Source organism: Streptomyces sp. NPDC101152 (genome assembly GCF_044768275.1).
GTDB lineage: Bacteria > Actinomycetota > Actinomycetes > Streptomycetales > Streptomycetaceae > Streptomyces.
Genome location: NZ_JBIWPO010000097.1, coordinates 1 through 11,018 on the forward strand (window position 1 = coordinate 1; position 11,018 = coordinate 11,018).

Genomic DNA, 11,018 nt, shown 5'->3' on the forward strand with positions numbered 1-11,018 from the left:
GCGGCTGAGCAGTTCTGCGGCGAGGGCGCGGCCGAAGCCCCGGTTGGCTCCCGTGACAAGGGCGGTGCTGGTGGAGAGATCCATGGAAAGTTCCTAGTGAAATAAGAAGGGCCCGCTGCTCGCGGCAACCACGCCGCCAGTGAGCGGTGTCGGCCGTGAGGCAGGTGGCCGGTCTGATGTGTTCGAGATCGGACCCGCCATGAGGGTTGCCGGTCGAGTCGTCGATGGCGAGAATCCGTGCATTTAAATTACATTCGTAATACTATGTGATTGCCTCGGTGATTGCAAGCACTCTGCGCGGAGTGGGCCACCGCCCCATCGACCGTCCGGGATCCGTCGGGGAGTAGAGGCATCGGCGCCGGAGCGGGAGGCGTGGGATGAGTCGCCCCTCCAGAAGCGCCAAGGAGTCCGCCACGAGTACCACCTGACCGACAAGGGCGAAGCCTTCACCTCGGTGCCACTCGCCCTGCGGGCATGGGGCGAGGCATGGTGCAAGGAGCCCGGGGAAGGGGTCGCCGTCCACTACATTCACCAGACATGCGGTCGCGAGGTGGGTCTGAGCGGCACCGTGCGCGAAGGGTGCGGCGAGCCCTTCACCATGAACGAAGCGACAGTCGGCAACGGCTGGGGTGGCGAGTCCAGATGCCGGGTCCGTGGGTGCCCTCGTTGATGAAAGCCCGACGCTTGCCCAGCGCCCTCCTACCGGCCGGCGCTGCCGCCAACTCTTTGGATTACGTCCGCAATACCATACACTGGCGAGTAGGAGAAGGGGCAATCGGCCCTTCCGGCCGGCGAAGGGGCATGCGCTGTGGTGCGCTACGCAAAGGAGCACAAGCAGGAGACGAGGCGGCGGATCATCGAGACCGCGGGCCGCCGGTTCAAGCAAGACGGTATCGACGGCTCCGGGGTCTCGACGCTGATGAAGGACGCGGGGCTGACCAACGGGGCCTTCTACGCACACTTCGAATCCAAGGACGACCTCGTCGCCACGACAATCGCCGACCAGTTGAAGGCGCAGGCCGAGAGCGTCGTCGCGCTGGCAGCGCCCGGCCGTGCCGGAATCGAGCAGATTGTGCGCGGATACCTGTCGCCCTGGCACCGCGACAGCCTCGGTGACGGCTGCCCCAACGCCGCTCTGCTCGACGAACTCGGGCGCTGCACCGAAACAACCAGGCAGGCGTACACCGACGGCGTGCTGGTCCTCATCGAGGGCATTGCCGCCCGGATGGCGCCGGAGGCCCCGTCCTCCGCACGTGTGAAGGCACTCAGCCTCCTCAGCCTGATGGCGGGGACCCTCCAGCTTGCCCGCGCCTTGACCGACCGCCAACTCGCCGATGAGCTCCTCGATCAGGGGATCAACAACGCCCTCGCCCTGCTGGACGCCGGGCAGCGCGTCTGACGCGCGCACCGGCCGCCCGTCGACTTCCTAGGGTCCTGGCAGGGCGAGGGTGAGGCAACGCTTCGCGACGGCCCTCTCCGACGCCGCCACCCGTGACGTGGCGTCACCGGCGCACGATGGCACACCTCGGCAATGCACGCCAACCCACAACCGGGTCAGGATCCGGGTCCGGAGAAGCGCCGCCGCCGCGGCTGGGACCGGGCGAGTGGCCGGCACTCTCCGCCGACGTGCTGTCCGTGCCGGGCGACTGAACCAAGGCCCTCCGGGCGGCACCGCGGACCCGCGTCCGCACGCCGAGCACCTCCCACGGCCGGACCCCGCCGCCTACCGAATCCTGGAGCCCGCGCACCACCCTGGGCCGGTCTGGTGCGCGGGCGTGAGGGCGTGGTTTCAGAATCGGCCGGGGGTGCGACCGAGGGTGTTCTGGGGATCGGCGGGGTCGGGGCCTTGCACTGCTCCGACGTACAGCTCGACCTGGGACTTGAACCGGTCGACGGCGGCGCGGTCGCTCATGAACCTCGGAAAGTCGAGGGGGTCGGTGGTGCGGTAGTCGGCGAGGGGCTTCAGCCCCGCGGGCGGGGCGACATCGGCGCGCACCGACCAGGTGAAGCCGGCGATGACGTCCTGCTGAGCCTGTCGGGAGAGGAGCCAGCTCAGGAACAGTTTGGCGGTGGCCTGGTGCGGGGACCGCCGGAAGATGGCGGCGCGCTGCGCCCAGGACGGAAACCGGTCGTGGGCGGGCAGCACCTGAACGCTGTTGGGGCCCGTGCCCCCGGCCCCGGCCGGGTTGGCAAGGTACGTGCCGTTGACCACGCCGCTGATTGATCCCAGCAGACCGCGGACGTATGTGGGCCGCTGCGCGGCGAATTTCTCCAGCCAGCCCCAGCCGTACTGGTCGATGAACAGCTTGTACTGGAAGAGCACCGCGTCGTCGTCGTTGGGCCAGGTGGAGATGATCTTGTCGGTGAAGACGGGGCTGAGCAGGTCGGTGGCACGGAAGTCGTTGGGGTCGGTCGGCGCCTGATGGATGCCGACGATCGGGGCGAACACTCCGTAGTAGGCGCTCGCCCAGTAGCCGTCGGGGTCCTTGGCGTTGTCGAACACGTTGTTCCAGCCGACAGGGCGGTACCGCAGGAGTTCGCCCATGGCCTTCCAGCGGTCGAAGTCGTGCGTGGTCTGCAGGATGGCGATGTCGGCGACCAGGTTGCCGGTGGCGAGCTGATTGTCGATGCGCGCGTCGTGGTACTTGCTCAGGTCGGTGATCGTGTTGATTTGGATGCCGGGGAACTGCGCAAGGAAGGCCTGCGGGATGAAGTCGAAGAATCCGGGCGCGTCGCCGCCCATGTAGAGGGTCGCCAGTCCGCCCTCGTCCTTGGCCGCGCTGTACAGGGCCTGCAGCTGTTCCTGTTCGCTGGCGGGCGCGGCGGAGGCCGCGTTCGATGTCATGGCCTGAAGACCGGCCGCGGCCGTGCCGAGCGCCCCAGCCCGGAGGAGCGCCCTTCTGGTGAATCCCATCGTGGTACCTCTCACTACGCCATCGACTTCAAATTTGAAGTCGATGGCCAAGGTACTCTCCACTTAAAATTTGAACAAGGAGGTAGTGACGTGGGTCACACGCGATGGTTGACCGGCGAGGAGATGCGGGCCTGGAAGGCGTTCTTCAGCGCCGCCGCGCTGCTGAACCGGCGCCTTGACCAACAGCTGAAGGACGACGCCGACCTGACGCACGTGCAGTACGAAATCCTGTCCAGGCTCTCCGGAGCCGCGGACCACGAGCTGCGCATGACGGAACTCGCCGAGTCCGTGTACGCCTCCCAGAGCGGTGTGACGTACCAGATCAGCCAACTGGAGAAGACGGGGCTGGTGCGGCGTCGGATCTGTCCGAGCGGCCCTCGTGCCGTGTATGCCGTCCTTACCGACGCCGGTTTCGCCACGCTCGAGCAGGCGGCCCCGGGCCACGTGACCGCCGTCCGCGAGCTGCTCATCGACGTCCTGACCCCCGAGCAGCTCACTGTCTTGGCCGACGGTCTGGGCAGGGCTCGCGACCGCATGCTGGGGCGGTGAGCCGGTACTCGGCGCAGCATCTGGATGGGGAGGTCAGACGGGCGCGATACCCGTCGCCAAGAACCTGCGCTTCAGCCGGGCTGCGACGCGCCTGCACGTGCCACAGCCACCGCTCTCGCAGGCGATCCGGGCGCTGATGCGGGAGTTGGGCGTGCAACGACTGCGGGCCTCGTCCACGAGCGCGCGCAGGACAGGTCTTTTTTTCATGGCTTACCGTCCACTAGGACAGTTCGCGCTTGAGGATCTTCCCGGTGGCGGTCATGGGCAGGGCGTCGACGAACTCGACGATGCGCGGGTATTTGTAGCCGGCGAATTGCTCTCTTCCCCAGGCTGTCAGCTCGGCCTCAGTCGTACTGTCGCCGGCCTTCTTGACGACGACGGCCTTGACCTCTTCCCCGTGACTTGGGTGCGGAACTCCGATCACAGCGACCAAGGAGACCGCGGGGTGCTCCATGAGCACCTCCTCGAGTTCGCGCGGGTAGACGTTGAACCCGCCGCGAATGATCATGTCCTTGGACCGGTCGACGACGAAGTAGAAGCCGTCCGCGTCCTTGCGAGCCAGATCTCCGGTGCGGAACCATCCTTGGCGGATGGCTTCCGAGGTGGCCTCGGGGCGCTTGTAGTAGGCCTTCATGATGTTGTAGCCCTTGATCGCGATCTCCCCGATCGCGCCGGGGTCGTCCTCCACCTCCGTCCAGTCGTCGTTGATGAGCTTCATCTGGACCCCGGGGATGGGCCGGCCGATCGATCCGGCACGGGGCTCCTCGCCGTACGTGGCGAATGACGCGATGGCCACCGTCTCCGAGAGCCCGTAGCCCTCGAGGATCGTCACACCGAAGCGTTTCCTGAACTCTCGGTGGATCTCCGCGGGAAGCGCGGAACCACCGGACACGGCGATGCGCAGGTTGGCGGCCAGCCGGGCGACGTCGACGCTGTCGTCGGGCGCCTCCAGCAGACCCCAGTACATGGTCGGTACGCCGCCGAAGAACGTCACGCCATGGTCGAGCATGAGCTCCAGCGCCTCATGGGCGGAGAACCTTGCCTGCAGGACGAGTGTGCCGCCGAACCCGACGGCGCCGTTCTGGATGACCATCTGGCCGAAGGCATGGAAGAGCGGAAGAACGCACAGGTAGACGTCGGGTGTCGCGGGGTCCGACTCGAAGAGCTGGGCGCCGGCTCGGGCGATGTCGTAGACGTTCCGGTGTCTGAGTTCCGCGCCCTTGGGTTGCCCGGTGGTCCCGGATGTGTAGAGGATGACCGCGGTGTCGTCGTCGGCACGCTCGACCGTCTCGAACGTCTCTGGCTGCCCGGCGACAGCGGCGGCAAAGAGCTGGTCCGGGGTGACGCCGTCCACAGACGCACCGCTGCCGATGAGGAAGAAGTGCGCGGCCCGGTCGGCGGTCTGGAAGGCCGACCACGCCTCGCGCCCGATCGGGAGTTCTGGACTGCCTTCGAAGGCGAAGTACGCCGTCGCGTCCGAGTCGTTGAGGTGGTAGGCGATTTCCCGCGCCTTGAGGAGCACGTTCAACGGCACGACGACCGCGCCGGCCTTGAGGATCCCGAAGTAGATCGTCGTGAACTGCGGGATGTTCGCGCAGGACAGGGCAACCTTGTCGCCAGGGCGGATGCCGTGCTCGGTCAGCAGGTTCGCCACCCGGTTCGACGCCGCGTCGAGTTCCGCGTAGGAGATCCGATCGCCACCGAAGACGATCGCCGTGCGCGCCGGGTATTCCAACGCAGTGCGGATCAGCAGTCCGGACACGTTCCGGGTCGAACTCGTCATCAATGGCTCCTGGTCTGTGGGTAGTCGGGGCACGCTGTTGTTCCTGACCTCAGGTGGTCAGGAAGTCCTCGCCTTCACGGGTGTCGAGGCGTCCGAGGATGCTCTGGACGGTGCGATCCCGCGCCAGGCCGGAGTCCATCCCGGGTGCGATGAGGCCGCGGGCCTTCGAGACCACGGTCCATCTGCGCGGACGGAATACCTGTACATCCCGGCGGCACAGGCCCTCGACGATCGCTGCCGCCGCTTCTTCGGGGCTGATGCGCTTGCGCAGGAACCTCGGTTGGGTGCCGAGCAGCGCCTGGGCTACTGGATCCTCGTCGAGGCCCTGCCGGGTCATGTCCGTGTTGATCACCGCGAAGTACGCGGTCGTGACGCTGACGCCATGAGCGGCGAGTTCGACTCGCAGCCCACGGCCGAGCTGCTCGACCGCTGCCTTGCTCATCGCGTACGGGATGGCGCCGGCCCCGTTGACGAAGGCGAAGACCGACGAGATCAGGACGAGCCGGCCACGGTTCTCGGTGAGGGCCGGAAGGGCAGCACGGACCGTGTTGAGCGCACCCCCGATGTTCACGTCGAAGAGTCGGTCGACCAGCGAAGTCGAGGACGCCCGGAGGGTCACGCCCCGACCGAGTACACCCGCGTTCGCGATCACGATGTCCAGGCAGTCGGCGTCCCTGACGACGGTCTCGACCGCTCGGGTCATGTCGCCGAGGTCGGTCACATCACCAACCAGGTAGGTGACCCGCTCGTCGATCGCCTCGCCCGCGGCCGGACGGTGCAGATCGACCACGAAGACCCGGGCACCGGCGGCGGTCAGGGACCGCGCGGTCGCCGCACCCAGGCCCCGGCCACCGCCGGTGACGAGGGCGACCTTTCCGGCGATCGACCGGTCGGATCTCTCAGCCATTGAGGAACTCCAGCACCTCGGGGACGAACTCCCGGTGATACTGGAAGACCCCGCCGTGCCCGGAGTTCGGATAGATCTTCAGCCGGGCGTTCGGGATCCGGCGGGCCATGTCGGCCGAGTTGCTACTGGCCACCATGAGGTCGTTATCACCGTTGGCGACGAAGACCGGCTGGGTGATCACCGAGAGGTCGTCGGGTGCGTGCAGTCCGGCCGCGCGGATGGCCTTCAGCTGCGCGCGTCGAGCCTGCAGGGAGATTTTCTCGTCGCGATTCTGGGTGCGTTCCTTGAGCCGGGCGAGGTAGTCCTTCGCGGCCCGCTTGCCCTCGGCGTCGCGCGGGAAGAACAGGAATGTCCTGGCGTCTTTCAGGGTGAGCGCGGACTTGACGTACGCCTTGACCGCGACCTTGTTGATCTCCTTGATGCCGCCGCCGCCGCGCGGACCGGTCCCGGCAAGGACGATCCGGCGCACGAGTTCGGGTGCCTGCAGGGCCACCATCTGTGCGACTCCGCCGCCGAGCGAGAACCCGAAGAGGTCGACCTTCTCGAGTCCCATCGCCCGGATGAAGGCGACGGCGTCGCGGCCCATCTCCGCGACGTCGGACGGCACGGATCCTCCGGATGCGCCGATCCCGCGGTTGTCGAACGTGATCACCCGGTGGCGGGCGGCGATGCCGTCGATGATCCTCGGGTCCCAGTCATCAAGGACAGCCATCAGGTGGTGCAGGAACACCACCGGAACACCACCGGTAGGACCGAGCTCGCGGTAGGCGAACGGCACCCCGCCGACATCGATCGTGCGCGTGGGCACGTCGATCCACTTCATGCTCTTTGTCGTCTTCATCGGGCCTCCCCGGATGCGGCGCGAGGACCGCGACTCCGTGCAATTATATTACGGTCGTTCTTCTTACGGTTGTAATAGATACACGCCGGAACGGTGCGACGGCAAGGGCTCTGCACCCACCGAGCCCGGATCCACCGGCTTGATTCAGGAGCGATCGTTCCGGGGTCGTTCGAGTGGTCTGGCGGTTGATCTGCGGTTTGGGCAGGCAGTGTCCGCTGGTCTGCCCAGCTCTTCCACGCGTCTCGGGCCCCTTCGGGCGGGTTGGGCAGAGCGCGTCAGGCGGTCGGTGGCGCGGGTGAGGTTGTGGGCCAGGGCGGCGAGGGTGAGCCAGGCGGCATTCGCCTGGAAGTGCCCGGACGGCGCGTGTGCGAACGTGCTGTTCTTGATGTCCGCGATCACTTGTTCCACCACGGCGTGCCGCCGGTGAGCACGCTCGGCGCCCCTCGAAGTATTCCGTGTCCGCGATCCTTATCAACGCCCGGAAGGTCTCTGCCCGTTGCCCCCAAGTGTCCTTATCCAGTGCCAGGTCGTCGCTGTCACTAACGGCCAACGACAGTTGCGCGAAGGTGTTGTCGACGGAGAACGTGCGGTCGATGAGGATGTCGTACCAGGGCGCCCGTTCGGGATCGCGCGCTGAGGCGACCACAGCGTCGAACCCCGCCGCTTCGTACTCGGGGTGCGGACACACGCCTTGGCGTCCTTCTTGCTGATGTCGAGGCCGGCGCAGCGTTCGTGCAGCACGTCCACGGCCTTGCTCCCTCCCTCGCCGGACAGCCGGGTGCGCCGTTCCGGTAGGACCAGGGCGAATCAGGAATTCTGACGCACGTGCTTCGCGGCAACACTCCACGGTTCCCGTGGACGGTCCCCAGCACCATGCTGACCTGCGAGGTCACCAGCATCACAGAGGCTTCGGTGCCGGAACGAACCAACTCAGCGTCCGCACCCCATCAGCCCACGTCAGGGCAGACAGAAGCACCCCCGGCGCGCGCCACGGCATTTACCACGCCCCCGGCGCGCACCGAAGGTGCGCTGGACCGCTGACCTGCGAAAATACGTGGCAGACGAGTCGGGCTGTACGCCGGATTTTGTCACCCGGTCGCCTCGCGGCGGCCGGGGAGACGGCCATCCATCTAGGGCCAACGTTGCCGCTGGCCTCGTGCGGTCTACCCGCGGACTCGGGCGGGCAGCCCTCAAACGTCCGCGCAGAGCGCTTTTTACGGCGCTCCTTTTGACCTTGCTCCGGGTGGGGTTTATCTAGCTGCCCAGGTCACCCTGGGCACTGGTGGTCTCTTACACCACCGTTTCACCCTTACCCGGCACCGAAGTGCTGGGCGGTTTGTTTTCTGTGGCACTGTCCCGCGGGTCACCCCGGGTGGCCGTTAGCCATCACCCTGCCCTGTGGAGTCCGGGCGTTCCTCGGGGAGCCCCTCAGGGGGACTCCACGCGGCCGTCCGCCCGGCTCGTCTGCCGTATCGGCCATGGTAGCCGACCAAGCGCGGCTCCTTGTTCCTTCGATCAGCGACCAACTAGCGGTCCGGCGTCTCCGTGACCTGCCGCCCAGCCGCAAGCTGCTTCGTGGAGTAGTCAAGCCAGAGCTCTCCGGTCAGCCTGCCCCTCACGCCCAGCTGGCGCCCCGCCGACACTGCCCACTCGCGAACGCGTGCCTCGTCGAGCAGCCCGTCCGGGCCGAGCAGGTCGTCGCGCCCGGCTTGGTCGAGCCGGAAGGAAGCCGTGACCCGGTCCGGGACCCGTCCGCTGCCGCCGATGGCTATCCGCCGCTGCTGAGCCCAGGCTCGGACGGCGTGCGTCTCAGCTTTGGAGACTGCTGGTCGCGGACGCTGCCTGGCCTGTGTGACCAGACATCCGCAACTACGGGTGTTTCCGGAAGTAACCTGGGACTGGACAGCGGTGAAGACCTCGGGATTGCCGCAGTCGCACCGGTAGTCACGGAGGATGTCTTTCGGACTTTCCGGATTCCGGTAGGGCTCAGAAACGGGTGACAGCAGGCTGTCTGCGTGTGGAGCCGTTGGTGAGAGGCTGCGTGGTGTCGGTGAAGCTGCCTTCTTCGGCTTTCGGCGCGGGGGCCGCAGTTGGCCCCAGACCGCGGTGATGTAGGCATCGGCGGCGGCCTGATGCTGGGCCCTGCCGCTGTTGAGGTATGCGGAGAGGCTCTGCGCAGCCTCTGGGAAGCGTACGCAGAGGGCCGAGGCCACCGCGCTCGCCTGCTGGTACGCCGTGGCTCGTTCGGGCACCGGCACGACCAGAGCGTGGGGAGCCTCCATCTCTGGCAGATCGCCGATTCTCACGTGAATGATCAGGTCCAGAAGCCCCGCTTCAACCAGCACCTGACTCTTTTCGTTTTCGTACTGGCGGCGGTCCCGCTGCCTTACCGAGTGGTGGAACGCTCCGTCGTACTCCAGGCCGACGCGGACGCCATGAGGCAGATGGAAGACCGCGTCGACCTCGACGTCCTTGTAGCGCCAGTGGGCCGGCTTGTGCTCCGGCGGGACAGTGAGACGGTGGGAAGCGAAGTCGGGCACACCATCCGACAACCTGGGATCCCGGCTCTCCGGCGGTACGAGGTCGATGAGTCCCGCGAGTTCAGCGACCAGCCGTACCTGCTCTTTCGATATCCCGGAAGTCGAGCAGTCACCGCAGCCGGTGCCCTGGACACGGTTGAGGATGGTGGCCTTCCAGCTGTGGCCGTGACGGCATTTCCAGGGCAGAGTGACGTACACCCCGCGGCTCTCCACCTCGGCAGCCTGCTTCCGAGGAATGTTGTGCTGGCTCGTAGGCAGCCGACGTGGGTCGAGGTCCGGTGCATCCAACTCGTCCGCGATTTCCGGGAACCAGGTGAACAGCGAGTTCGTGTCGTCGATCACGTACCCTGCGCAGACCAGACAGCCGTTCCCCTGAAGAGCCCGCTCTTTGACCACCGCTTCGAAACGGTGCTCAACCGGCTGCCACACTCCGGCAGTTGGATCGACCGCCCATGTCCGGCAGATCCACGGCACCCTCTCGTGTGATGCGTGAGTGATGACGCTCGCTGGTATCTGTCCACCGTACTGAGCAGCCAGCGTCGGAAGGTCCGCGAGCCGGGTCAATCGACGGCACTCGGGACACCCGCCGCCCTTCTGGATGCGGCCCTTGGGCCAGGCCGGCCACGGCTCATGACCAAAGCCAAGGGGGCATTGCCACAGGTAAGGGCTGGCCTGGCCGCGTATCTGAGCTGTCGCCGAGACGTCGTCCGGGCGGACTAGGTTGTATTGGTGCCACTGCGCCGCGCCCTCAGGGATGTCCGCGACGGTGGCTTCACCACGTGCACTGGAACGGCTGTTCCACCGGCCCACGACTGTGGCCTTGTGCCGATTCCAGTAAGCGGTGACTTCGGCCTGCCGGGCCCGGGCCACTGCGAGTTCCTTCTTGATCTGCTCACGGCGGACCCCGTTGAAGTCGTCCCAGACGGACCGCATCTGACGGAGAATCCTTAACCGGTCCTCGCGCCCACCGCTCCCGATATCGAGGGGCGACGGCCTGGGTGGCCAGGCGGCGAGTCCTGCTGCGTCACTCCCCGAAGCGTCTGAACCTTGTGTTGCGATCACGGCGTGAGCATACGAGCGAGGTCTGACAGAGCCGTACCTATGTCCAGATCATCCGCATTTAACCGAGCCGGACACCTCGGACGATATTTTCATATCGTCCGAGGTGTCCGGCTGTCGGATGCTTTTCCGCAGGTCACAGCACTTTCGCCGTTTGGCGCCTCAGGCGGCGAACGTCGCTCTGCGCTCGCACGGCGAAATTCGACCCGGATTCGACCCGGCCTGCCAATCTTGGCTTGCCGCACATGCTCTGACGCGTAAATAGAGCCTGGTCAGGGTGGGTGTGGGCAGGGCTTGGTGCCCGGTGGCCGTTGAAGACCGCCGGGTGTTCGGGGTGCCGGTCAGGCTGCGTTCTCCCGCGGGTTGAGGGTGACGGTGTAGCCGAGCTGGTTGAGCTGGTTGATGGCCCGGCGGGTGGCGCGTTC

The 11,018-nt window shown here is 66.7% G+C and carries 8 protein-coding genes, 1 other RNA gene and 1 pseudogene; 4 read left to right on the top strand and 6 right to left on the bottom strand.

Annotated features, from left to right (window positions below; translation table 11 throughout):
* The first annotated feature begins 331 nt into the window (after positions 1-331).
* Both ACIRVK_RS44160 and ACIRVK_RS44165 read left to right on the top strand, forming a co-directional pair.
* Positions 332-670, top strand: coding sequence for a winged helix-turn-helix transcriptional regulator (locus ACIRVK_RS44160; protein ID WP_404257625.1), 339 nt, complete (start codon positions 332-334; stop codon positions 668-670).
* A gap of 138 nt (positions 671-808) precedes the next feature.
* Positions 809-1,399: a TetR/AcrR family transcriptional regulator gene (locus tag ACIRVK_RS44165; protein ID WP_404257611.1), complete on the top strand. Its 591-nt coding sequence runs from the start codon at positions 809-811 to the stop codon at positions 1,397-1,399.
* A 390-nt stretch (positions 1,400-1,789) separates the two neighbouring features.
* Here ACIRVK_RS44165 and ACIRVK_RS44170 read toward each other — a convergent pair whose 3' ends face one another.
* A complete protein-coding gene (locus ACIRVK_RS44170) occupies positions 1,790-2,845 on the bottom strand; it encodes an ABC transporter substrate-binding protein (protein WP_404257613.1) in 1,056 nt (351 codons plus the stop codon).
* 159 nt (positions 2,846-3,004) lie between these two features.
* On the opposite strand from ACIRVK_RS44170, the gene ACIRVK_RS44175 reads away from it, so the two are divergent.
* Positions 3,005-3,463, top strand: coding sequence for a MarR family winged helix-turn-helix transcriptional regulator (locus tag ACIRVK_RS44175; protein WP_404257615.1), 459 nt, complete (start codon positions 3,005-3,007; stop codon positions 3,461-3,463).
* A gap of 64 nt (positions 3,464-3,527) precedes the next feature.
* Positions 3,528-3,608, top strand: a pseudogene (locus ACIRVK_RS44180) (LysR family transcriptional regulator); the annotation flags it as partial.
* Positions 3,609-3,683: 75 nt separating this feature from the next.
* On the opposite strand, the gene ACIRVK_RS44185 reads toward ACIRVK_RS44180, so the two are convergent.
* The 5 genes from ACIRVK_RS44185 to ACIRVK_RS44205 all read right to left on the bottom strand — a co-directional run bounded on the left by ACIRVK_RS44185 (position 3,684) and on the right by ACIRVK_RS44205 (position 10,467).
* Positions 3,684-5,246 (bottom strand): long-chain fatty acid--CoA ligase, encoded by a 1,563-nt coding sequence (locus ACIRVK_RS44185; protein WP_404257617.1) that lies wholly within the window; start codon positions 5,244-5,246, stop codon positions 3,684-3,686.
* 49 nt (positions 5,247-5,295) lie between these two features.
* Positions 5,296-6,153 carry an SDR family NAD(P)-dependent oxidoreductase gene (locus ACIRVK_RS44190; protein ID WP_404257619.1) on the bottom strand — a complete coding sequence of 286 codons (858 nt, stop codon included), beginning with the start codon at positions 6,151-6,153 and terminating at the stop codon, positions 5,296-5,298.
* Entirely contained in the window at positions 6,146-6,994 is an 849-nt protein-coding gene (locus ACIRVK_RS44195; protein WP_404257621.1) for an alpha/beta fold hydrolase, read from the bottom strand. The genes ACIRVK_RS44190 and ACIRVK_RS44195 overlap by 8 nt, the downstream gene beginning before the upstream one ends.
* A 1,058-nt stretch (positions 6,995-8,052) precedes the next feature.
* An RNA gene (rnpB, locus tag ACIRVK_RS44200) (RNase P RNA component class A) lies at positions 8,053-8,457 on the bottom strand.
* A 63-nt stretch (positions 8,458-8,520) separates the two neighbouring features.
* The gene (locus ACIRVK_RS44205) at positions 8,521-10,467 is read right to left on the bottom strand and encodes a zinc-ribbon domain-containing protein (protein WP_404257623.1); all 1,947 of its coding nucleotides are present in this window, start codon (positions 10,465-10,467) and stop codon (positions 8,521-8,523) included.
* Positions 10,468-11,018: the final 551 nt, after the last annotated feature.

Excerpts from the sequence above, each read along its gene's own strand:
- ACIRVK_RS44170 (WP_404257613.1), bottom strand. The coding sequence starts at position 2,845 with ATGACATCGAACGCGGCCTCCGCCGCGCCCGCCAGCGAACAGGAACAG.
- ACIRVK_RS44185 (WP_404257617.1), bottom strand. The coding sequence starts at position 5,246 with ATGACGAGTTCGACCCGGAACGTGTCCGGACTGCTGATCCGCACTGCG.
- ACIRVK_RS44190 (WP_404257619.1), bottom strand. The coding sequence starts at position 6,153 with ATGGCTGAGAGATCCGACCGGTCGATCGCCGGAAAGGTCGCCCTCGTC.
- ACIRVK_RS44195 (WP_404257621.1), bottom strand. The coding sequence starts at position 6,994 with ATGAAGACGACAAAGAGCATGAAGTGGATCGACGTGCCCACGCGCACG.
- ACIRVK_RS44205 (WP_404257623.1), bottom strand. The coding sequence starts at position 10,467 with ATGCGGTCCGTCTGGGACGACTTCAACGGGGTCCGCCGTGAGCAGATC.